Genomic DNA, 22690 nt, shown 5'->3' on the forward strand with positions numbered 1-22690 from the left:
AGCGATGATGAAGTACCTGTTCGGCTTAATCGTTTTATTAGCGTGGTTTCCAGCTCATGTTGCAGCTCAGGGTTGTGAGCAGTTGATTTGGAGTGACGAATTCAACTATACCGGTACTCCAGACCAGCAAAAGTGGAGCTTTGAAACCGGTGCCGGTGGATGGGGAAATAACGAACTCCAGTATTACACCGACCGGCTTTCCAATGCTGAGGTGAAGGATGGCAATCTGGTCATTACTGCCCGGAAAGAGAGCTATCAGGGGAGCGATTATACATCGGCCCGACTGATTACCTATGACACTGGTGGATATTGGACATACGGACGTATTGAAGCGCGGATGAAATTGCCTTACGGACAGGGAATCTGGCCTGCATTCTGGATGCTGGGCAAGAGTTTCTTCGAGGGTACTTCGTGGCCAGCCTGCGGTGAGTTGGACATCATGGAGATGATTGGTGGCGGTGACAATGACAATACAGTTTACGGAACGGCACACTGGTATAACAATGGTAATGCCGATTACGGTTTGTCGTATACCAATCCGGATAAACTGGCTAATGCTTTCCACGTTTACGCTATCGAATGGGACAGCCAGTCGATTAAGTGGTACTTCGATGATAATTTGTATTGTACGCTGGATATTACACCCGCCTCGTTGTCAGCCTTCCATAATCCGTTTTTTATTATTCTGAATATTGCTGTGGGAGGTAACTGGCCGGGTAATCCCGACGCGACGACTGTTTTCCCGCAAACTATGGAGGTCGATTATGTTCGGGTGTACAGCGGGACGCCACCCAATCCAACGGTTACGGGGCCGTCAACCGCTACAGCGGATGATACCGTTCAATTTTCGACTCAGAATATTCCCAATGCAACTTATACCTGGACGATTCCCGCAGATGCAACGATTGTTTCCGGTGACGGAACAAACAGCATCTCTGTTCAGTGGGGAAATACTTCGGGAGACGTTTCTGTTTCGGTAACGACTAGTTGCGGAACGTACGATTCGAATAAGCTGAATGTGGCTGTCGTTAAACTACCCCCCAGCGATCCGTGGTATGTTCCGCACACGGTTGGCGGAAATGTCAACTGGCAGGTTGTCCAGACCAACAACAATACGATATCGCTTTCGATGGCAGGCGAGGATTTGGAAGTGGACTATGACGTGCAGAATCCGAGTGCATCGCCGGCGATCTATTATCCGTTCGATGGAATTTACGATTTGACAACCTCATCGACGGCTGTACTGGAGTTGAAAACCGAGGCGGGAAATGCGCCTTCAAACATGCGTTTCGAATTGGTGGATGTTAACGGCAACGTGAATACAGCCGACTTGCTGAAGATTGATTCACCCAATGACGATGGTGCGTATCACATTCATGCCCATATTTTTGGTCAGAATCCGGATAATATCTTTAAGCTCGACCAGATTAAGGGAATGCGCCTTTATTTTAACTATGGAGTGCTGGGAACTGTTGGTGCAGGTAAATTTTGGCTGAAGCCGGTAGAACTGACCAGCGAAGACATCACAACAGGCATTACCGACCTGAAAAGTCATCGGCTTACGTTATTTCCCAATCCGGTAAAAGATATTTTATCGGTTCAACTGCCTCAGGAAAGCTATGGCGCTTCTATTCTTAGCATTCACGATATGAATGGCCGTCTGTTGAGACGATTCAATACCGAATCGTTGGGCAGACCTTTGCAATTGAATCTTAGTGATTTTGCCTCCGGTGTTTATTTCCTCTCGATTCAGGTGGGGGATAAACGGTTTGCCGGGCAGTTTATCAAAAGATAGATTTTTTCATAGGATTGTTTTAGCTAGCCCCGGCCTTGGATGGTCGGGGTTTTTATTCCCTTTATGTTCATGGCGTTATTCAAAATAATTGGTATTTTCATTCCCGTAAACTAACTAAATAACTGAACCATGAAAAAGGTTTTTTTGATGGTGCTTCTCTGCGCCTTGACTTTCTCATTGTATGCTCAAAACCTTCCGGTGAAAATGGAAGAGATGACTGCTCCCCAGTATGTTAATGCGGTTGATCAGTCGAATGCTACCTGTATTATCCCGATAGGCGTGTTGGAAAAACACGGTCCGCACCTTCCATTGGGAACGGATTTGATTGATGTGCGGGAAGTGGTTTTGCGTGCTGCCGCGAAAGAGTACGCGATTGTTTTTCCTCCTTATTATTTTTCCCAGATTTTTGAGGCACGGCATCAGCCGGGAACCATTGCGTACAGTCAGAAGCTGATTTGGAATATGCTGCAGGAAACTTGCGACGAATTAGGTCGCAACGGCATTAAGAAAATTGTGCTGGTAAGCGGACATGGAGGCAACAGCAGTTTTCTTCCGTTTTTCTGCCAAAGCCAGTTGGCATCGAAAAAGGATTATGCTGTCGTGTTATTCCAGCCCAGCAGAAATGCAGAGGCGTATAAAGAAATAAACAAGGAACTGGTTCCCGGTGGTTCGGGACATGCAGGACAGTCGGAAACATCGGTAATGTTGGCTCATCGTCCCGATTTGGTGCACATGGACAAAGCGACTTCTCAATCGGGGAAAGACCAGGATCGGATTAAAGGAATCGACTCCGACTACGAAGGAATTTGGTGGTACGCCAAGTATCCGAATCATTATTGCGGCGATGGCTCGCTGGCTACAAAAGAGCTGGGTGAAAAGATTCTGAATGCGCAAGTGGATGAATTGGTTACCATGCTGAAGCAAGTGAAGGCCGATAACACGATTCTCGAGATGCAGAACAAGTTCTACGAGCAGGCCAAACACCCGATGGACACGAAACAGTAACAAAGAAAAAGGATGTCCGGGCGGACATCCTTTAACCTGCTTAACCTAACCTAATCTAACTAACTAGTCCTATGAAAAAAACTTGCTCCTTGTTTTCATTACAAAGATGCATCGAAATTGTGTTAGCTCGTTTTAAGCGAGGTTAAAGAGTTTTAATATTCTATTTTATTCTAACCAATGTGCGTTAAAAAGTATAAAAAGGCGGAGTTTTAGAACTTTTTTGAACAGAACCGCACACTAAATTATTTTGCCCGTAGGGCCATTAAAAAAAGGGAGAATCATCGGATTCTCCCTTTCAGCTTTACCTAACCTAATCAATCATTCCTATGAAAAAACAACTCTTATCTCGCCTGCAAAGGTGCGTCATTATTGTGTTAGCTTATTATAACCGAAGTTAAGGAAGTTGAAATCGTCGGATTTTGTGCCTTCGGTGGGGAGAATAAAAAAAGAGACAGCTTTTTTCAAACTGCCTCTTTTCCCTGTTTTCACTAATCCAACTAATCCTATGAAATTGTCCCTGTTGTTTGCAAGATAGCAACCGATAGCGTTAACTCGTTGTAAGGTGTGCTAATAAAAACTAAAACCATTTCCGGCGCTCTTTTTTCCTTTCCGGTAACCGTGAAATAAAAATGAGAAAGGATGCCAAAACTGACATCCTTCCTCTTTACGATTCAATCTAACCAAACCTACATTTATGAAAAAAATTGTTTCTGCTTTTCACTTGTAAAGGTCGCGCGTTTTTGTGTGAACTCGTTTTAACCGAGGTTAAATAAGTTTAATAGATAGTTTCCGGACTATCTTGCCTGATTGTGTTTCAAAAAGAAAAAAAGGATGCATGGTGCGTGCATCCTTTTCCTGCTTAACCTAACTAACCTAATTCTATGAAAAAAAACTTGCTCTTGTTACACTACAAATATGCAGCGGATTTTGGTTAAGCCGAACTAATGGAGGTTAAAGAATATTAAGGAATTAGGATTATTATGAGGTGCATTGTTAAAAACAGCAATAAAGCGGTCCGAAATACAAAATTCTGCTAAAAAGAGCGCTGCGGAAATAAAAAAAGCTGCCCTCAAAAATGGGAACAGCTTTCATCGAAAATATGGAGTTCTTGACGTTTGCGTTAAACAACGATTGTTGTTTGCAGATTGATGTTGATTTGGTTGATAAAGCTCAAGAGCTGCAATAACGTCTTATTTGGTATTCCCCCAATTAGTGATTTGACAGGTAAGAAGCAACGCTGTCGGCTGATTCTTTCATTGCATCCTGACCTTCGGTCCAGTTAGCCGGGCATACTTCGCCGTATTGCTGGAAGTGGTGCAATGCATCAACCATACGCAGTGTTTCGTCTACGTTACGGCCAAGCGGCATGTCGTTAATTACTTCGTGACGAACAACTCCTTCCTTGTCAATCAGGAACAGTCCGCGGTAAGCTACCGGCTCGCCTTTGAATACTGAATTTCCTTCTTCATCCAGGTCGTATTCTCCGGCCAGTACACCATATGCTTCAGAAATGGTTTTTGACAAGTCGGCTACGATAGGATATTTTACACCTTTAATACCACCGTTGTTCTTTTCGGTGTTCAACCATGCCCAGTGTGAAAACTCTGAATCGATAGAGCAGGCAACTACTTCAACGTCGCGTTTTTTGAATTCATCGATTTTAGCCTGGAAAGCATGAAGCTCTGTCGGGCAAACAAAGGTGAAGTCGAGTGGATAGAAGAAAAACACAACGTCTTTCTTACCAATGAATTGCTCCAGTGAGAAGTTTTCTACAATGTCATTTCCGTTTACTACGGCTTTTGCATTGAATGCAGGTGCTTTTTTTCCTACTAAACTCATAATGTTCGTTTTTTTATGTGTATAAACTGTTTTTCAAAATTTGTAACGATTACAAAATTATGTATAAATTTTAAATTTGAAAGGAGATTTTTATGAATAATATTGATGGGGTAATAGAGATAATTTATATGTAGAAATCAGCATATTTGTCGGGATTAAGCTGGTGATTGTTTTTTCTTCTGTTGTCGAGAAAGATAGGGGTGATAGGATGTAAACAAAAATATTTAAATTTGTAATTATTTCAGAAATTATGATTGACGACACGAAAATAAAATCTTTCCTGGGGCAAAACGGAATCAGTCCGCTACCCAAACGGGTGAAGATTATGCAATATCTCATCGAGAAGCATAACCATCCGACCGTGGATATGATTTATTCCGAGCTGTTGCACGAAATCCCGGGATTGTCGAAGACGACCGTTTACAACACGTTGAAATTGTTTACGAGCAAACGTGTCGCGGTGGCTTTGAATATTGAAGACAACGAAATCAGGTACGATGCCGACACGGCCACACACGGCCATTTTAAATGTCGGGTTTGCGATGGTGTATTTGATTTTTCGTTGGATCGTGACCAGTTACCGGAGATACCTTTAAACGGATTTTCCGTTGATGAGTACCATTACTATTTGAAAGGTGTTTGTTCATCCTGCCGTGAAAAAGGTTTGGGTTAAGAATATCGACACAACTTGATAAAACAGACTTTGACGTTAATTTTGTACCCAAACAGCATGCAATCATGGATGAAAAATTTCGGAAACTGAAAACAACTTTGCTGGAGCAGGAAAAGTGGCCTTTGCTTTACTTCTTCAAGTTTATCGTGCCGAACGATTCGGATAAAATCGAGCAAGTAAAGGAGCTTCTACCTACTAAAGACAACCTGTCATTTAGAACGAGTCGCGATATCCGCTACATTGCCATCAGCAGCAAGGAAGTGATGCCCGACGCCGATTCCATCATCGACGTGTACGAAAAAGCAGCTGAGATCAAAGGTGTGATTGCGCTGTAAAATCCTCCCCTTATTTGAATTCGCTGAAGAAAAGGTCGAGTGCTGTATGCATGCCGGCTCCCACATTATCCAGAAAATACCGAAGATTTGGATATGCCGGCGATAAATGATTCCGCTGGTTGAACAGCTGGTTGAAACCTTCGGCAAACTCCGGCCTCATATCAAACGCTTGGTTCATGGTTTCCCAAAGTAACCGGAACAGATTTTTCTCCCCATACAGTGTCTGGTCATCTATCGAAATTACTTTCAGCATTTGAAGGAGCAACTGGCGATCCTTTGCCTCAATGGCAACGGCCATGCCCATGAAAAAATACCGGAATAGAATTACCAACTCATTTTTATCGTTGTACTGAGGAATCGGAACCGGCAGAAAATTCATCTTCTTCAATAGGCTGACGCCTTCGCTGGTTTGTTGATTCAGGCCTTTCAGAAAAGCGTTCAGTCCTGCTACGGTTATTTGCTGAAAGATTTTGTCTTTTCCCGCCGGAATATTCTCCATCGCCTTGTCCAGCGTTTTCTCACATTTCAGAAAGACATCTGATGCTTCGGCTGATGGAGTAGTGAATAAATGCCACAGCAGCATGGAGCCCTGTTGGAGAAGGAATTTCCATTTTCGGGCTTGCGAGGCATAGGGCACAGCCAGTTGGTATTCCCGCGAAGCTTTCAGGTAGTGTCCAAATAGGGTGAATGCTTCCGCACGAAGTGATCGCAAATGAAGATATTCAGCGTGCTGTCCGCGAAAATCGATGATGCGGTCATCGTTCAGAAAAGACCTTAGAACCTCCGCATTCCGCTTCGATTTTCCCTGTTCAAACTTTTCACAAAGTTCTTTGTAAACATCTCCCGATTCAATATCTTGCTTTTCCATGACTGACCAAATTGGGCGTAAAATTAAGATATTCGGCTTAGCCGGAAAAATCTTCTTTCATCGCATTTCTTTTGTTGAAAAGGAGATGGCATTGGTTAAGGCAAACTAAATTTTATCCTTGTATGAGCTCGACTCCAAATTCTCAATCAGCCAACAGGAAAGGCTTCGGTACAGCTCCTGTTTTTATTACGGCTATTTGTACCATTCTGGGAGCTATTCTGTTTCTCCGTTTTGGGTATGCCGTCGGAACGGTTGGTTTTTTCGGTGTTATCGGTATTATCATTATCGGGCACCTGGTAACCATTCCTACGGCGCTCTCTTTATCCGAGATTGCGACCAACCGGAAAGTAGAAGGAGGAGGTGAGTATTTTATCATTTCAAGAAGTTTCGGGCTCAATATCGGTGCAACCATTGGACTGGCACTTTACTCATCACAGGCCATTTCTGTGGCCTTCTATGTTATTGCTTTCACCGAGGCTTTTTCGCCGTTTTTCGATTGGTGGCAAAATCACTTTGGGTGGGTATTACCCCGCCAGGCTATTAGTCTGCCAGTAATGGCTATTCTGGGGATGGTTATCATAAAAAAAGGCGCCAATATTGGTATGAAAGCGCTCTATGTGGTCGCAGCCATTCTCTTCATTGCCATAGGCCTTTTCTTTGCCGGGAAAACGGAATATTTTTCCACCGGTGTTTTTCATCAGATTCCGATGTCGATTAAGAACGTCAATCAGTTCTACATCGTCTTTGCTATTATTTTTCCGGCATTTACCGGAATGACGGCGGGAGTTGGACTCTCGGGTGATTTGAGAAATCCCAAAAAGTCTATCCCGATAGGCACACTGACGGCGACGGTTTTGGGCATGATTGTATATGTATTCATTGCCTGGAAATTGTACGTGTCAGCCAGCCCTGATTTACTATTGAACGACCAGCTGGTAATGGGAAAAATTGCCTTGGGAGGTGCATTGGTTGTGCCCATCGGACTGGCGGCGTCGACATTGTCTTCGGCACTCGGCTCTGTGCTCGTGGCGCCCAGAACATTGCAGGCAATTGCGCAGGACCACTCTTTCCCTTCCGGGAAGATTAACCGTTTTCTTTCGCGAAACGATGCCCGGCACGAACCGGCCAATGCTTCGATCGTGACGGTCGTTATTGCTTTGGTTTTTGTTGCGCTGGGTAATGTGAATATCGTTGCACAGATTATTTCGATGTTCTTCATGGTAACCTACGGTTCACTTAACCTGATTTCGTTCCTGAACCATTTTGGCGCCGATCCGTCGTATCGTCCCACGTTCCGCTCGCGTTGGTACATCTCGTTACTGGGATTTTTGATGAGCCTCTGGCTGATGTTCAAAATGAGTTCGGTTTATGCGTTTGTGGCTATCCTGGTCATTTTTATACTGTACCAGGCGATACAGCGTTATCAGCGAAAGCGCAGGGGAATGGCTTTTCTTTTCCGGAATGCATTTTTTCAGTTGAACAGAAGGTTGCAGGTTTTTCTGCAAAAGTCGCGGAGACCGGTTCGGACGGAACTGTGGCGTCCTTCAGTAATTAGTGTTTCGCGCACTTCATTTACCCAGTTGCGCACATTCCAATTGGTCAGTTGGATTTCCTACCGGTTTGGCTTTGGTACTTATATTCATCTGGTTGATGGATATTACTCCAAAGAAACAACAGCGGAAGCACAGAAAAAACAGGAAGAGCTGATTCAGATGACCACGCAAATTCCTAACCTGGTTTATCTGTATACCATGGTGTCGCCTTCCTATACTTCGGCGGTGGCCCAGGTGGTGCAACTTCCCGGTGTTTCCGGAATGGAAAACAATACGTTTGTATTTGAATATGACCGGAAAGATCCGGCCGAGTTGAAGCTCATCCGTGACAATTTTAACCTTGTCAGAGCCGGTGGCTTTGATATTCTTGTGCTGACGACGAATCATATGCCGCCGAACTACAAGGGGGGAATTCATGTCTGGATACAGACGACTGATGTGGAGAATGCCAACCTGATGATCCTGCTGAGTTACATTATCACCAGCCATCCATCGTGGAGTAAATCGCCCATCAAAATATTTACCATTAGTCCGAAGGATGAAATGGTGGAAGTCAGGAATACCCTCGAAAAGCTCTTGAAAGAAGGTCGTTTGCCTATTTCCCCGTTTAACATCGAAATTATCCCACATGATAAAGATACCGGACTTCGAAAGTTGGTAGCCGATCGGTCGCACGATGCCGGGTTAACAATGATTGGCTTTGAATCATCGCAAATTAAACACGATGACGATTTATTCCAGGGGTATGAAAATCCCGGAGATATCCTGTTTGTGAATTCGAGATTTACCAAATCGTTGGAGTAATCATTCAACTGGAATGAATATAAAGTGCACTCATTTCCAAAAACTCATGCCTTAATGCGCAAAAAATTAATATCTTGAGAGAAACTAACCACAACCAAACTGAAGACCTTGAAAGGCATTATTTTCGATATCAAGCGCTTTGCTGTGCACGATGGTCCCGGCATTCGAACGACCGTTTTTTTGCAGGGATGTCCGCTTCGTTGCTGGTGGTGCCATAATCCGGAGAGTCAATCCCTGGTTTGTTCCACCTGGCAAAAACATGTAGCCGTTAGTGGAAAAATCTTTCAGCAATCAAAAAAATCCGGCTACGAAATCGATTCAGCCGAACTGTTCCTTGAAATTCAGCGTGACGAAGTTTTTATGAACGAATCGAATGGTGGCGTGACCTTCTCCGGAGGTGAGCCGTTGTACCAACCCGAGTTTCTGTTCGAGGTAATGAAGCTTTGCCATGAAGCTGGAATGCATACGGTTTTGGATACTTCCGGCGTGGCATCGGAAAAGGTGTTAGATGATTCCATGCCGTTGACCGATTTGTATTATTTCGACATTAAACACCCCGATCCGACCTTGCATATGCACTATACCAACGTGCCACTGGAGCCTATTCTTCATAACCTTGATCGGCTACTGGAAGCCGGTAAGAAGGTGCAGATTCGGGTTCCGGTGATTCCCGGAATAAATAATCATCCGGAACAAGTTGATAAACTGAAAGAGTTAATAGCGCCCCGGTTGGAAAAAATAGAAGGAATCGATTTTTTGCCGTATCATGCAACCGGAAGTCATAAATATAAGGCACTGCAGATGGAAAACCGAATGAATGGAATTCCGACCATGAAGAAGGAGGAGTTATATGATTTGGCCGAGGTATTTCGGATTATGGGGGCGAAAGTGTCAGTTGGAGGATAAGAGGTGTTGGAATTAAATCAACAACAAGAGTTTCTATTCAAAAATGAACGAACGAATCAAACGACTTCGTCAGGCATCGCTTGATGCGCCTAATTGCCTTTCGGCAGAACGGGCTTTGCTGATTACCGAATTTTATAAGAGCGACGCAGCCCATGGTGTTTCTTCGCCGCTGATGCGAGCGATGGCTTTCCGCTACATTTTGTCCAACAAATTTATATGTGTCAATCCCGACGAATTGATTGTGGGTGAACGGGGACCGGCTCCGAAAGCAACTCCTACTTATCCCGAAATCAATTTGCATTCGATGAAGGACCTGGAAATCCTGCATTCCCGGGAAAAGGTTTCTTTTCAGGTAGACGAAGAGTTTCGAAAGGTTTATTCGGAAAAAGTGATTCCGTTTTGGAGCGGGAAAACCAATCGTGAACGGATTTTTGGCAACATGACTCCGGAATGGCTGGCTGCATACGATGCTGGTATATTTACGGAGTTTCAGGAACAACGGGCTCCGGGGCATACGGTTGCCGGTGAGAAGATTTTCCGCAAAGGCATGCTCGATATTATCGATGACATTTATCTGGCTAAGAAGGAACTGGATTTCATGAACGATCCGGCAGCCTATGATAAGCGCGAGGAGTTGCGTGCCATGGAAATTGCTGCCCGGGCTTTGATTGATTTTGCCGAACGGTATGCAGTAAAGCTTGACCGAATGGCTCAGATGGAAACAGATTTAGTCCGGAAATCTGAATTGCATCAAATGGCTGAGATTTGCCGTCGGGTTCCGGCTCATGCGCCGCAAACCTTTCATGAAGCGTTGCAACATTATTGGTTTGTGCATGTGGGAGTGATTACGGAGTTGAATCCGTGGGACTCGTTCAATCCCGGTCGCCTCGATCAGCATTTGTATCCTTTCTTCCGGAAGGAAATTGACGAAGGAGCGCTTACAAAAGAGAAAGCCACTGAAATATTGCAGTCTTTCTGGGTAAAGTTTAATAATCACCCGTCGCCGCCCAAGGTGGGGGTTACAGCTTTGGAAAGCAACACCTACACCGATTTTGCTTTGATTAACCTGGGAGGAGTGAAGCCCGATGGTTCGGATGCGGTGAACGAACTTTCTTATTTGCTGCTCGATGTGATTGAAGAGATGCGGATTCTTCAGCCTAGTTCCATGGTGCAGGTCAGCAAAAAGAATCCGGAAAGATTTTTGCGAAGAGCCGTCAACATTGTGAAAACCGGTTTTGGTCAGCCTTCGCTTTTCAATACCGACGCGATTATTCAGGAATTGGTTCGACAAGGAAAATCGCTTGTCGATGCGCGAAATGGTGGCGCGAGCGGCTGTGTGGAAACAGGAGCATTTGGAACAGAAGCTTATTTTCTGACCGGATATTTCAATCTTCCCAAAATATTGGAGCTGACATTGCATAACGGTCGCGATCCCCACTCAGGAAGACAACTGGGCCTGCAGACCGGCGACCCCGGCCAGTTTAATGCTTACGAGGATTTGTTGGAAGCATTCCAGCGACAGCTGACTTATTTTATCGATTTAAAAATCAGGGGAAATAATACGATTGAACGCATTTACGCCATTCACATGCCGGTGCCTTTTTTGTCTCTCATCATTGATGATTGTGTCGCAAGAGGTATCGATTACGTCGCGGGCGGCGCCCGGTACAATACCAGTTACATTCAGGGAGTTGGTCTGGGGTCTATCACCGATTCACTGACAGCGCTCCGAACGCACGTTTTTGAGAAAAAGGATATTGCCATGGAGCAGTTGTTGGAAGCAATGAGACGTAACTTCGAGGGATACGAAGATTTGCGCTACCGTTTGCTTTATGAAACTCCGAAGTTCGGGAATGATGACGATGTTGCAGACGAACAGGCAGTGCAGGTGTTCGAACGATTCTTTAAAACAGTTGACGGTAAGCCAAATACTCGTGGAGGCGTTCATCGCATTAATTTACTGCCGACTACCAGCCATGTTTATTTTGGAAGTGTGATGGGAGCGATGCCGGATGGGAGACAAGCCGGATTGCCCCTTTCAGAAGGAATATCGCCGGTACAGGGAGCTGATGTTCATGGGCCGACGGCTGTGGTGAAATCGGTGGCAAAAATTGATCATCTGCGAACGGGAGGTACATTGCTAAACCAGAAGTTCTCGCCCGATTTCTTCGCTGATGACACCGCTATTGCGAAGGTTGCCGCGTTGGTTCGTACTTATTTCCGTCTCGACGGTCATCACATACAATTCAATGTGGTGTCGGCAGATACACTGCGAAAAGCACAGGAAACTCCGGAAGACTACCGTGATTTGATTGTTCGCGTGGCCGGATACAGCGATTATTTCAACGACCTGGGAAAAGATCTGCAGGATGAAATTATCCGCCGGACGGAACATTCGGAAGTTACCAGCTAGTTTTTTTGGGGAAGAAAATTTCGTCTGCCTTTGTGGCAATTTGATTGCAAACTTCACGTTAGCATTGTATCTTTCGACATCTTGCATGTGATACTGACTACTTATTGTTTACCGGATGAATGAAGGGCTGAGTAAGGTGCGGTGGCAGCCGCCTGAGAACTGGTTGCAGGTCGATACCATTGATATGCATACAGGAGGAGAACCTTTGCGAATTATTGTCGATGGGCTTCCTGAAATTCCCGGACAAACTGTCCTGGAAAAACGTCGTTATTTCCGAAAACATTTGGATCATATCCGGAAGGCCTTGATGTGGGAACCACGTGGGCATGCCGATATGTACGGAGCTGTTTTGACGCCTCCGGTGACGCCTGACGGCCATTTCGGGGTATTCTTTATGCACAACGAAGGGTATTCCACTATGTGTGGCCATGCCATTATAGCGTTGGTGAAATTTGCCCTCGAAACCGGTTTGGTACAGTATCCGAAAGATGGGTTGATTCGGATCGATGCACCGCCCGGACGGATTGACGCTTTCGCGGAAATGAAAGGCAACAAGGTCGTGAAATCGTCATTTCACAACGTTCCTTCGTTTGTCTTGTTGCAGGATAAGACAGTAGATGTTCCGGGTTTTGGCAATATCCGGTTCGATGTGGCTTACGGCGGAACATTTTATGCATTTGTTGATGCCGATGAAATTGGCTTGGAATTGGTACCGCAGCAAATTAGCCGGATAATTGATCTGGGCAGAAAGATAAAAAAAGCGGTGGTCCGGAATTTTGACATTCTCCATCCGTTTGAGGCAGATCTTAGCTTTTTGTATGGAACCATATTCACGGGGAAACCTAAAGATGGAAAACATCACAGCCGGAATGTTTGCGTTTTTGCTAATGGTGAAGTCGATCGTTCGGCTACCGGTTCAGGTGTGAGCGCCCGGGCTGCACTTCATGCTGTGAAAGATGGTTTGGAAACGGGAAAAAGGCTGGTTATCGAAAGCTTGATTGATACAACGATGGATGTGGAAATAGCCGATGTTACTTCATTCGGGCCTTATTCTGCCGTTATTCCCAAAGTAGCCGGGACCGCATTTTTTACAGGACAGCATCGCTTTTTGATTGATCCGGATGACCCGTTGAAAGAAGGATTTTTAATTAGATAAACAGGTTTCTAACCTCCCAATTTGGTTGATATGATTCGTTTACGTTCGCTCTTACTTCTCAGTTTACTGCTCGTTTTTCAGGCGGTACAGGCTCAAACATTAACACTCGAACAACGACTGAAAGCGCTTCCCGATGTCTATTCGGTGAAGCCGATGGAGAGCAATGAGTTCTTCAAGCAAGCGTGGGTGGTTATGGTGGCGCAGCCACTCGACCATCAGCATCCCGATAAAGGCTTTTTTACGCAACGAGTGATTGTATCTCATCTCGGTTACGATAAACCGGTGGTTTTTATTACAGAAGGCTATGCCGGCGATTATGCTGCCACTCCAAAGTATTTGAACGAACTGAGTTTGGTCCTCGATGCCAACCAGATTTTTGTAGAGCACCGCTTTTTCGGTAAGTCAGTTCCTGATTCGATTGATACCAAATGGAAATACCTTACGGTAGAAAATGCTGCAGCCGATGATCATCAATTGGTGCAGATGTTCAAGAAGATTTATCATGACAAATGGATAAGTACGGGAATTAGTAAAGGCGGTGAGACGTGTTTGTATCATCGGGCACTTTATCCGAAAGATGTCGATATTTCGGTTCCTTATGTGGCTCCGTTGAACTTCTCCCGGGAAGAGCGCCGTGAGCCGGCTTTTATCGAGCACATTACCGGAACGAAAGAAGGACGGGAGAAAGTAGCGGCTTTCCAACGTCAGGTGCTGGAGCGGCGGGACCAGCTGTTTCCAATGTTTCAGACACTTTGTGACGAGAAGAAATATACCTTCCGAATTCCCTTGGAGGCAGTTTATGATTACTGCGTACTGGAATACTCGTTTTCGTTCTGGCAATGGGGACACGACATTGATGAAATTCCCGCACCGGATGCTCCGGACCAGGAAATTTTCGATCACTTTGTTCAGGTCAGCTCACCCGAATATTTCAGTATCGAAGGCAGCAAAGGATTTCTTCCTTTCTTCGTGCAGGCTGCCCGTCAGTTGGGATATTATGCATATGACATGAAGCCTTTTGCCGATTTGATGACTATCAAAAGCACGGAAGGTTATCTTACCCGGATTTGGTTGCCCAAAGAGGCCCGTTTTCCTTTCTCATCGGCAATGAGTGAGAAGGTGGACAAATATCTTCGCTCCGATGCCAGGCACATTTTGCTGATTTATGGCGGATGGGATCCATGGTCGGCTTCGGCGGCTGAGGCAGGCAAAAACAAGGGAGTGATGAAAATCGTGAAACCGGAAGGCAGTCACCGTACCCGCATCATGAATTTACCAGACAACTTACGTCAGCAAGCCATCGATACCCTGAAAGTTTGGTTGAGCGAATAGTTGCTAAGCCGTTTCTTCCTTTAAGCGGGCGAAATAACGTTTGGCTTCTTTCATCACTTTCGGCGAAAGTAGAAGAGCGGACACCATTGTGGGAATAGCCATTAGCGCAAACGCTCCGTCAATGAGGCTAATGATAACCGTCAAAGTGGAAGTGGCCCCGACCAGGATGGAAGCGGTATAAATCACGTGATAGACTTTTGCCCAACGCGTACCGAACAGATAAGTGACACATTTTCCTCCGTAATACGGGAATGCAAACAAACTGGTGATTGCAAAAATCAGGATGCTGACAATAAGAATGTAGGGGCCGTACACCGGAATCCCTTTCTCGAATGCTTCCGCGGTCAGCGTAATTCCGTTCACATCGGGGTGTTGCCACATTCCGGTTACGATAATGGTTAGTGCTGTCAGACTACAAACTACTATGGTATCGATAATCGGTCCAAGCATCGCTACGAGGCCTTCCCTGACCGGCTCGCTCGTTTTGGCAGCTCCGTGAGCCAGCGGTGCCGTTCCCAGTCCGGCTTCATTGGAGAAAGCCGCCCGTCGTACACCGGTTATCAAAACAGCTCCCATCGCTCCTCCGGCAACAGCTTTCCCCGAAAAGGCATCGGAAATGATTAGCTGAAAGCCTGATAGAATATTTCCCGGATGCCTGAAAAGAATGTAGAAAACGGCAACCAGGTAAACTACCACCATGAGTGGTACCAGCCGGCCCGCTGCCCGTCCGATTCTTTTGACACCACCAATAACAACTAAAGCTACAATTCCGGCAATGACCAAACCTGTGCTGAGGTTGGTGAGAAATCCGGTTCTCACTCCATTGGGAATCAGAATGACATCGCGGATAACCTGGGTTAGCTGGTTCGTCTGGAACAAAGGACTCACCCCGATTAGGCAAACCACGCTGTAAAATACGGCCAACGGTTTCCAGTTTTTTCCCAAACCTTCCGTAATAAAATACATGGGACCTCCCTGTATTTGTCCCCGGTCGTCCCGGCCACGGTACATAATCGCCAGTGTATTGGTGAAAAATTTGGTGGCGACGCCAATCAGAGCGGAAACCCACATCCAGAAAATGGCGCCCGGCCCTCCGGTAACGATGGCCACCGCCACACCACTAATATTTCCCATTCCAATGGTGGATGCGAGCGCTGTTGACAAGGCCTGATAATGGTTTAACTGTCCCGGTTCGTCGGGGTTATCGTAACGCCCTGTCAAAATGTTGACAGCATGACGCAGATAACGAAAAGGGATAAAACGTGAATAGATGAGAAACCAGCTTCCACCGCCGAGCAAAAGGATGAGCAGGGGTGTGCCCCAGGCAATGTTGCTGAATTTGATGATGAATTGTCCGATATTTTCCAAAGGAAGTGGTTGATTTGGTTCAGGATCAAAGATAGGAATTTCGGGGAATGGCCAAAATTCAAGGTAATGCAGCAGCGACTTGTGTGAAGGAAGTCACTTTCCCGGATACGGAAATTTCGTTATTTTACCCACATGAAGAAGTATCTGAAAAGACAATGGGAGCAGTTTAAAAAACAATCGCTCCTTGGAAAAATATTCGATGTCGTTATCCTGGTGATTCTGATTGGACTGGTATTCCCGCCTACGCGGAAGCCGGTAGCATCGTTGCTGATTCGCACCACGCTGATGGCGCCGGGGAAAGACGATCACAGCATCAAGTTAACGAATGAAGACTACCAGTTCGGGATATATGACCTGAATGGAGTGGAACACAGTTTTGCTGAGTTTAAAGGTAAGCCGGTATTTTTTAACCAATGGGCAACCTGGTGTCCTCCGTGTGTGGCGGAATTGCCCACCATCCAGAAGTTATACGATGATTATGGAGATAAAGTGGCTTTCGTTATAGCTACGCATGAAGCTCCGGCTAAAGTCAAACAGTTTATCAGCGATAATGGCTATACCTTTCCGGTATATATCGTTCCGGGGCAGGTTCCGGGTGTCTTCCAGACGCGTAGCATTCCGGCGTCGTATATTATATCGCCCGATGATAAATTGGTGTTACGAAAAAAAGGAGCCGCCGATTGGAACAGTTCAAGGGTAAGGAAAATGTTTGACGATATGATTCAATAGGCATGTTTTTGATTTGAATGATATTTTAATGCCATAACAGAACAGGCTGCCCCGGTTATCCGGAAAGCAGCCTGTTTTTATTTTGTCTTTTTCGAGAGCTGTTATTTGTCTTTCTCTTCCATCTTTTTATAAAATTTCTGAAGGACGAAGAAGGCTTTCTTCTTGGTGCCGTTTTGGCCAATCAGACCTTTGCGGTTCCATCCGTCCTGAGTAACCGGAAGAACACGTTTTGGCGAACGGAAATCACACAAAATCCACGGAGTGACGCCACGGAACTGTGGTATTTTCATCAACATCGGAAGTGTATGTTTGTAAATGCTTTCCTGGTATTCTTCCGACCAGCGGGTGAGTGAGTCGCCGTGTAATCCCTGCAATGCTCCACCACCAAATTCACTGACCATTACCGGTTTGTTGTATTTGATAATCCAGTTGATACTATCGCATTTTTCGGGCAGGCCATCGTACCAGCCCACATATTCGTTGAAGTTGATAATGTCGACATATTGCGCGAAAGGATCTTCCACAATCCGGTCGTAACGATTGTTGTTCCCGTGAACCTCCAGCGCGGCCGATATCAACCGGGTGCTGTCCATGCTTCGGGCATGTTGTGTCAGTTTGCGGAGGAAGTTCGTCCGCGCATCGCTAACCGGCGTTTCGTTGGCCATCGACCAAATGATAACGGAAGCCCGGTTTTTATCACGGGTGATCAGGTCGGTGAGCTGATGTTCGGCGTTTTTATAAGTGCCGGGATTGCTCCAGTCGATGGTCCAGTAAACCGGATTTTCTTCCCAAACCAGGATGCCCATCTTATCGGCCAGCCTAATCATATTCTCGGCATGTGGATAATGCGCCAGACGGACATAGTTGCAACCCAGTTCTTTCGCCCAGTTGAGTAGCGTTCGTGCATCCGATTCGGTATACGCCCGTCCGCCTCTCATCGGCATCTCTTCGTGAATGCAAATACCTCGTAGGAACATTGATTTTCCGTTGAGCAGAATGTCTGTTCCTTTGGTTTCGATGCTTCGGAAACCGATGGGCTCGGACACACTTTGACCTGCATTGGAAACGGTAACCTTATAGAGTTTTGGATGCTTCGGTGACCAGAGTTCCGCTTTCTTCAACTGAAAATCAACAGCAGCTTTCCCGTTTTCGTCGGTCGTGAAGGTTTTATTGATTTTCAGTTCGGGGATGCTGACCTGAACCGTTTGATTGGCAGCATTCGGACCGTTTAGCTTCACATAGCCGGCCACATCTTTTTGAGAACCTTTTTTAAGCTGAATATAGTAATCGGAAATAAAGGTTTGCGGAACTTCCACTACGTCTACATCGCGGGTAATGCCGCCATAATTCCACCAGTCGGTGTTCAGCGTGGGGACGCCCTCTTTATGACGCTTGTTATCGACCTTAAGCACCAGCGAGTTCTTTCCGTCTTTTTTCAGTAAATCAGTAATCTCGTAATTGAACGGAGTGAAGCCACCAATGTGCTTACCTAATTTTTTCCCGTTCAGGTAAACATCGGATTCGTAATTAACTGCTCCGAAATGAATGAAGACACGGTCGTTGGGATTGCTCTTCTTGTAGTCGAACAACTTGCGATACCAGATAGAGCCTTCGTAGTAGAGCAATTTCTCATCCTGTGAATTCCAGTCCCCCGGAACCCAAAGCGTCGGACTTTTGTCGAAATTATATTCTATTAGTTGTGTTTTGTTCGTTTGATGCTGGTCGAGAAAAAAACCTCCGTATGGATGCGGATTCGCATCGTAAGGTTTGTATCGATAATCGTAATATCCGGTCTCGTACGGATCGATGATGTAATGCCATTTCCCGTTAAGGGTAAATGTGTTGCGGCCGGGGATATTGGTGATGACAGTTTGAGCGTGTACCTGTCCGACCCAAATCAGGCAAAGCAGCAATGTTAACTTTTTCATAGTGTGAATATTATTGGTTTATTTCGAGCCTTGTTCGGAACTTTCAACAGCAAAAAAAGATGCCCGTTTGCGTTACCGGTAAAACTAATTGTTTTTTCAGAAAGAACATAGAAAACCAGCAAGCCAAGTGAGGAATTTTAATGAACTCTTTGGCAGGAAGTATTTTCCTCGTTAGATTTTTATGATCCAATAAACCGAAACGCCACTTGAAGGGTTTACGAAAAGAAATTCTTTAGAATCGTTCTATTAAAAGTATATTTGCTCTCTTGTAATCTAAAACTGATACATTATGTCGTTAATAGCCCCCGGAGATCATCTGGTCTTGTTTTCCCTTATAACCGGGGCTGCAGCCTTAGGGATGTGGTCGGAACACAAAAAGTGGTTTGGTAAGGTATCCGGAATTCTGGTTACTGTTTTGCTGATGTCTCTCTTGTCGATGTTAAATGTCGTTCCGCCGGCATCGAGTACGAGAGTACACGTACCTGTTTACGACCTGATCTTTACTTATTTTGTGCCGATTTCCATCCCGATGATGCTGATGGGGTCGAACATCATGCGTACCATTCGCGAAGGCGGCAAACTGTTGATTGCTTATATTATTGGGGCTATCGGTGTGGTGTTGGGTAGTTTTCTGGCTTTCTCACTGATTAATTTGGGGCCAGACTCCGGAAAAATGGCTGGTGTGATTACCTCGACGCTGATTGGCGGAAGTATGAACTTTGTTGCTACCGGAGAAGCTCTGCAAATTACTACCCATCCGCTGTTTTCTGCTACCATTGCTGTCGACAACTTTGCCGCCAGCCTGTTTATTCTTCTGCTTTTTATGCTTCCCGGGATTAAGTTCCTGGCGCGCTTTTTTGCCAAGCCCAAAGCCGAAAACAAGATAGAGGCAGTGGTACAGGAACACGAAAAATCCCAGCCCATTACGATGGAGCGCATGGGACTGACGCTGGTCATCGCAGTAGCCATTGCGGCATCAGGTGCCTGGTTAGGTGATTGGCTGCAATCGGTTTTTCACACTCAAATGGATTTGAGTATTCTCATCATTACGCTCATTTCGGTGCTGGTAGCGAATCTCTTTCCCAAACGTCTCAAGCCGCTCGAAGATACAGCCTTTTCAGTCGGACTGTGGATGATGTATATCTTTCTGGCTGCCATTGGTGCAGCAACCAACATGGCCGACATTTTGCACATCGGTCCGGCCATACTCGGATTTTACCTCATTATTCTGTTCTTCCACCTCATCTTTTTGGTGGCACTGGCAAAAATTTTCAAGCTCGATATCTATGAAGTCATGATATCATCGGCCGCCAACGTGATGGGGCCGTCAGTGGCAGCACCGATGGCCGCTTCGCTCGGACAAAAGAAATTGATTACTCCGGGTATTCTGGTGGGAATTCTCGGTTATGTCATTGGGACCTTTATCGGAGTTTCCATTGCATTAGCTTTGAGCTAAATCCGGGAGCTTAGTAAACTTCGGGGACGAAAGTCTGGTCGGTAATAGGAGGACGTACGTAGTTGTCCTTTTCAATGCGTGGTGGTAGTTCCATCGGTTCGGGCGTCAGATCCTTGTACGGAACTTTGCTCAGCAGGTGATGAATGCAATTGAGTCGGGCCCGTCGTTTGTTATCAGCCGGAACTACATACCACGGGGCTTGTTTGATATCGGTGTACCGGAACATTTCGTCTTTGGCACGAGAGTATTCCACCCACTTTTCGCGTGAAGCCAAATCCATGGGGCTGAGTTTCCAGCGCTTGGTCGGATCATCGAGTCGGGCCTGAAAACGCAGCTCCTGCTCTTCGTCAGAAACCGAAAACCAGTATTTGATAAGGATGATGCCGGAACGAACCAGCATGCGCTCGAATTCCGGACAGCTGCGCATAAATTCGTCGTATTCCTCGTCAGTACAAAAACCCATTACATGCTCTACGCCGGCACGGTTGTACCAGCTACGGTCGAAGAGAACCATCTCTCCGCCGGCAGGCAGTTCGGTGACATAGCGTTGAAAATACCATTGCGTCCGTTGGCGTTCTGTTGGTGTGCCGAGTGCTACAACGCGACATATACGAGGATTAAGTGGCTCCATAATGCGTTTGATAACGCCACCTTTTCCTGCAGCATCACGGCCTTCGAAAATAACCACCACTTTTAGCTGTTCCTGTCTGATCCATTCCTGCAACTTCACCAGCTCGATTTGCATCTTGCGCAGCTCCTTGTTGTAAATCTTTTTTCCTAAGCGGCGCTTGTCCTTTTTTTCGGGTTCGATGTGATCCGGTGATTTGTGATGCTTCTTTTTGGTTTTCTCTTTACTCATCGTAGCGGGTTTTTATGGTTACGACAGGAATGGAAGGCTTGAATCTCTTTAAAATTAAGGCTTTCCTTCTGCTTTCGCAAAAAAGTTCTTTCCTGAAACGATTCTATGAGAGCAGAAAAAACCTGGCTGCCTTTGACTACGCAGCCAGGTGATATTTTACTATTGGTTGTCAATCATGTCGTCGAGTACCTTTTCCAGGTAACTGTAACTCGGACGATCGATGGTATTTTGACTAAGATATTTGAATTGTACCACGCCGTTTTTATCGATAATGAATACGCAGGGAATCGCTTGCGGAGCGTTGCCACCGTCAAATTTTGGGTCGTAAAGTCCAAGCGAATCGGTGAGTTTATGGTCGGCGTCAGCGATGATGGTGATAGGCGTTTTCACATCTTCAGGCTTGATGGTGTGGTCCTTCGGAAACATTTTCCGGGCTGTGTGCATCCAGCGTTTCCGTCCTTCCGAAAGCTTGGTTGTGTCGGCAGGGTATTTCCACTGTTCTACCACTTTCATCTGTTGCGGAATGGTGGCAATCCACTGGGCAACGGTGTCCTTACTGTAGGGAAGCACAAAAGCCACTTTCAGATTGTGCTTTTCTTCCAACTGATTGAGTTTATCGAAGTCGATCATCTCCATGTAGTTGTACTGACAGATGTTGCACCAGTGGTTGGGGACAACCAGGCCGCGGTTGAATATCAGCATCACATTCTTGCCTTTGTAATCGTTGAGGTCGAACTCGCCGCCCTGGTATATCTGGGCTTTGAATTCTGGCATTTCCTGCCCAACAATTACTGCTTTCATCTGTCCGAAACTAACGAGGGAGGTGCCCAGCAACAGGGCAATCAGTAACAAAGAAGTTTTTGTTTTCATAGAATATATAGGTTTGATGTTTCTGTATGAGCGGCAGTTAATGGTGCCGATTAAAGTTAAGAGGTTTTTTTTAATGAATAATTAGGAAAATAGGGGAAGAGTTGATTAGGCTCAAGCCATGGGGAAGAATGGACATCCAGGTAGATGCTGATTAAAAGAGAGATTATTCCTGAATGAGGTATTGAATTGCCCCTGACTTCAGTCGGGGGAGAAAGGAACCAAAGAGAAAAAGGGCTTTAGCCCAATCTAACTTCCTTTAAGTTTTTGAAAATTGTATTTCTGAATAAATTCATCATACTCCTCCTGAAAAGTTTTGTGCCGGTGATGTTCTTCCTGATGTTTAATGTAGCCACTAACACGGTCTAACATCGATTCCGAGACAGAAACAGCAAAATAGTCATTTTGCCATGCGAATTTTCGCCCTCTTAAGGATTGCTGAAACTCCGGGTGTCGATTAATCCAGAAAGATGATTCTCCTTTGATGAGTTGAACAGTCTTCTGCAGTGTCTGATTTGTGCCCAGAGATATTAGACAATGGCAATGGTCCTTGAAACCATTGATGTGTTCTATGAATATCTCTTTGGAACCCGCATGCTCCCGGATATGTTGCCAGACTTGTTTTCTGAACTCAGTTGAGAATAATAATGGTTCTCGGTTTTTGGTGCTCCATACAAAATGGATATGTGTTTTAACAAAAGGCATCTGGTCTAGTATTTAGGTGATGGATATTGAAGATAGTAAAAATGAAGCACAAAGGAGGTGTCTGGAGGATTGAAATAGTTGGGCTAAAGCCCATTGTTG

General features: G+C 45.5%; 18 protein-coding genes. 11 read left to right on the forward strand and 7 right to left on the reverse strand.

Annotated features, from left to right (window positions below):
• Nucleotides 1-4: 4 nt before the first annotated feature.
• Nucleotides 5-1795, forward strand: a complete 1791-nt coding sequence (locus CLV93_RS20280) for a family 16 glycosylhydrolase (RefSeq protein WP_170108965.1) — start codon at nucleotides 5-7, stop codon at nucleotides 1793-1795.
• 129 nt (nucleotides 1796-1924) lie between these two features.
• Nucleotides 1925-2800 (forward strand): creatininase family protein, encoded by an 876-nt coding sequence (locus tag CLV93_RS14540; RefSeq protein WP_106542940.1) that lies wholly within the window; start codon nucleotides 1925-1927, stop codon nucleotides 2798-2800.
• 1209 nt (nucleotides 2801-4009) lie between these two features.
• On the opposite strand, the gene CLV93_RS14545 is transcribed toward CLV93_RS14540, so the two are convergent.
• Nucleotides 4010-4639, reverse strand: a complete 630-nt coding sequence (locus tag CLV93_RS14545; RefSeq protein WP_211297862.1) for a peroxiredoxin — start codon at nucleotides 4637-4639, stop codon at nucleotides 4010-4012.
• A gap of 250 nt (nucleotides 4640-4889) precedes the next feature.
• Between CLV93_RS14545 and CLV93_RS14550 the strand changes: the two genes are divergently transcribed.
• Nucleotides 4890-5312 carry a Fur family transcriptional regulator gene (locus CLV93_RS14550; RefSeq protein ID WP_106542942.1) on the forward strand — a complete coding sequence of 141 codons (423 nt, stop codon included), beginning with the start codon at nucleotides 4890-4892 and terminating at the stop codon, nucleotides 5310-5312.
• Nucleotides 5313-5377: 65 nt separating this feature from the next.
• Entirely contained in the window at nucleotides 5378-5647 is a 270-nt protein-coding gene (locus CLV93_RS14555; protein WP_106542943.1) for a hypothetical protein, read from the forward strand.
• Nucleotides 5648-5657: 10 nt separating this feature from the next.
• Here CLV93_RS14555 and CLV93_RS14560 read toward each other — a convergent pair whose 3' ends face one another.
• A complete protein-coding gene (locus tag CLV93_RS14560) occupies nucleotides 5658-6515 on the reverse strand; it encodes a hypothetical protein (RefSeq protein WP_106542944.1) in 858 nt (285 codons plus the stop codon).
• A gap of 122 nt (nucleotides 6516-6637) precedes the next feature.
• On the opposite strand from CLV93_RS14560, the gene CLV93_RS14565 reads away from it, so the two are divergent.
• The 5 genes from CLV93_RS14565 (at nucleotide 6638) to CLV93_RS14585 (ending at nucleotide 14679) form a co-directional block, all read left to right on the forward strand.
• Nucleotides 6638-8872: an APC family permease gene (locus CLV93_RS14565; RefSeq protein WP_106542945.1), complete on the forward strand. Its 2235-nt coding sequence runs from the start codon at nucleotides 6638-6640 to the stop codon at nucleotides 8870-8872.
• A 108-nt stretch (nucleotides 8873-8980) separates the two neighbouring features.
• Nucleotides 8981-9778, forward strand: coding sequence for a glycyl-radical enzyme activating protein (locus tag CLV93_RS14570; protein ID WP_170108966.1), 798 nt, complete (start codon nucleotides 8981-8983; stop codon nucleotides 9776-9778).
• 43 nt (nucleotides 9779-9821) lie between these two features.
• Nucleotides 9822-12191, forward strand: coding sequence for a trans-4-hydroxy-L-proline dehydratase (gene hypD / locus CLV93_RS14575; protein ID WP_106542947.1), 2370 nt, complete (start codon nucleotides 9822-9824; stop codon nucleotides 12189-12191).
• 115 nt (nucleotides 12192-12306) lie between these two features.
• Nucleotides 12307-13347 carry a proline racemase family protein gene (locus CLV93_RS14580; RefSeq protein ID WP_106542948.1) on the forward strand — a complete coding sequence of 347 codons (1041 nt, stop codon included), beginning with the start codon at nucleotides 12307-12309 and terminating at the stop codon, nucleotides 13345-13347.
• A gap of 30 nt (nucleotides 13348-13377) precedes the next feature.
• Nucleotides 13378-14679 carry a S28 family serine protease gene (locus tag CLV93_RS14585; RefSeq protein WP_106542949.1) on the forward strand — a complete coding sequence of 434 codons (1302 nt, stop codon included), beginning with the start codon at nucleotides 13378-13380 and terminating at the stop codon, nucleotides 14677-14679.
• 3 nt (nucleotides 14680-14682) lie between these two features.
• On the opposite strand, the gene CLV93_RS14590 is transcribed toward CLV93_RS14585, so the two are convergent.
• The gene (locus tag CLV93_RS14590; RefSeq protein ID WP_106542950.1) at nucleotides 14683-16047 is read right to left on the reverse strand and encodes an alanine/glycine:cation symporter family protein; all 1365 of its coding nucleotides are present in this window, start codon (nucleotides 16045-16047) and stop codon (nucleotides 14683-14685) included.
• Nucleotides 16048-16179: 132 nt separating this feature from the next.
• Between CLV93_RS14590 and CLV93_RS14595 the strand changes: the two genes are divergently transcribed.
• On the forward strand, nucleotides 16180-16776 hold the full coding sequence (locus tag CLV93_RS14595; protein WP_106542951.1) for a TlpA family protein disulfide reductase: 597 nt from the start codon (nucleotides 16180-16182) through the stop codon (nucleotides 16774-16776).
• Nucleotides 16777-16877: 101 nt separating this feature from the next.
• Here the strand turns inward: CLV93_RS14595 and CLV93_RS14600 are convergent, their stop codons facing one another.
• Entirely contained in the window at nucleotides 16878-18704 is a 1827-nt protein-coding gene (locus CLV93_RS14600) for a glycoside hydrolase family 2 protein (RefSeq protein ID WP_106542952.1), read from the reverse strand.
• Nucleotides 18705-18993: 289 nt separating this feature from the next.
• Between CLV93_RS14600 and CLV93_RS14605 the strand changes: the two genes are divergently transcribed.
• Nucleotides 18994-20160: a DUF819 family protein gene (locus tag CLV93_RS14605; protein ID WP_106542953.1), complete on the forward strand. Its 1167-nt coding sequence runs from the start codon at nucleotides 18994-18996 to the stop codon at nucleotides 20158-20160.
• 10 nt (nucleotides 20161-20170) lie between these two features.
• Here CLV93_RS14605 and ppk2 read toward each other — a convergent pair whose 3' ends face one another.
• The 3 genes from ppk2 to tnpA form a co-directional block, all read right to left on the reverse strand.
• Complete coding sequence (ppk2, locus tag CLV93_RS14610; protein ID WP_106542954.1) at nucleotides 20171-21019, reverse strand: polyphosphate kinase 2; 849 nt, start codon at nucleotides 21017-21019, stop codon at nucleotides 20171-20173.
• A 159-nt stretch (nucleotides 21020-21178) separates the two neighbouring features.
• The gene (locus CLV93_RS14615) at nucleotides 21179-21889 is read right to left on the reverse strand and encodes a redoxin domain-containing protein (protein ID WP_106542955.1); all 711 of its coding nucleotides are present in this window, start codon (nucleotides 21887-21889) and stop codon (nucleotides 21179-21181) included.
• Nucleotides 21890-22135: 246 nt separating this feature from the next.
• Nucleotides 22136-22591, reverse strand: a complete 456-nt coding sequence (gene tnpA / locus CLV93_RS20690; protein ID WP_106542956.1) for an IS200/IS605 family transposase — start codon at nucleotides 22589-22591, stop codon at nucleotides 22136-22138.
• Nucleotides 22592-22690 lie beyond the last annotated feature (99 nt).

Source organism: Prolixibacter denitrificans (assembly GCF_003014495.1).
GTDB classification, from domain to species: Bacteria; Bacteroidota; Bacteroidia; order Bacteroidales; family Prolixibacteraceae; genus Prolixibacter; species Prolixibacter denitrificans.

What these genes read in the sequence shown, in the direction of transcription:
- CLV93_RS20280 (WP_170108965.1), top strand. Translation starts at nt 5, where the DNA reads ATGATGAAGTACCTGTTCGGCTTAATCGTTTTATTAGCGTGGTTTCCA.
- CLV93_RS14540 (WP_106542940.1), top strand. Translation starts at nt 1,925, where the DNA reads ATGAAAAAGGTTTTTTTGATGGTGCTTCTCTGCGCCTTGACTTTCTCA.
- CLV93_RS14545 (WP_211297862.1), bottom strand. Translation starts at nt 4,639, where the DNA reads ATGAGTTTAGTAGGAAAAAAAGCACCTGCATTCAATGCAAAAGCCGTA.
- CLV93_RS14550 (WP_106542942.1), top strand. Translation starts at nt 4,890, where the DNA reads ATGATTGACGACACGAAAATAAAATCTTTCCTGGGGCAAAACGGAATC.
- CLV93_RS14555 (WP_106542943.1), top strand. Translation starts at nt 5,378, where the DNA reads ATGGATGAAAAATTTCGGAAACTGAAAACAACTTTGCTGGAGCAGGAA.
- CLV93_RS14560 (WP_106542944.1), bottom strand. Translation starts at nt 6,515, where the DNA reads ATGGAAAAGCAAGATATTGAATCGGGAGATGTTTACAAAGAACTTTGT.
- CLV93_RS14565 (WP_106542945.1), top strand. Translation starts at nt 6,638, where the DNA reads ATGAGCTCGACTCCAAATTCTCAATCAGCCAACAGGAAAGGCTTCGGT.
- hypD (WP_106542947.1), top strand. Translation starts at nt 9,822, where the DNA reads ATGAACGAACGAATCAAACGACTTCGTCAGGCATCGCTTGATGCGCCT.
- CLV93_RS14580 (WP_106542948.1), top strand. Translation starts at nt 12,307, where the DNA reads ATGAATGAAGGGCTGAGTAAGGTGCGGTGGCAGCCGCCTGAGAACTGG.
- CLV93_RS14585 (WP_106542949.1), top strand. Translation starts at nt 13,378, where the DNA reads ATGATTCGTTTACGTTCGCTCTTACTTCTCAGTTTACTGCTCGTTTTT.
- CLV93_RS14595 (WP_106542951.1), top strand. Translation starts at nt 16,180, where the DNA reads ATGAAGAAGTATCTGAAAAGACAATGGGAGCAGTTTAAAAAACAATCG.
- CLV93_RS14600 (WP_106542952.1), bottom strand. Translation starts at nt 18,704, where the DNA reads ATGAAAAAGTTAACATTGCTGCTTTGCCTGATTTGGGTCGGACAGGTA.
- CLV93_RS14605 (WP_106542953.1), top strand. Translation starts at nt 18,994, where the DNA reads ATGTCGTTAATAGCCCCCGGAGATCATCTGGTCTTGTTTTCCCTTATA.
- ppk2 (WP_106542954.1), bottom strand. Translation starts at nt 21,019, where the DNA reads ATGAGTAAAGAGAAAACCAAAAAGAAGCATCACAAATCACCGGATCAC.
- CLV93_RS14615 (WP_106542955.1), bottom strand. Translation starts at nt 21,889, where the DNA reads ATGAAAACAAAAACTTCTTTGTTACTGATTGCCCTGTTGCTGGGCACC.
- tnpA (WP_106542956.1), bottom strand. Translation starts at nt 22,591, where the DNA reads ATGCCTTTTGTTAAAACACATATCCATTTTGTATGGAGCACCAAAAAC.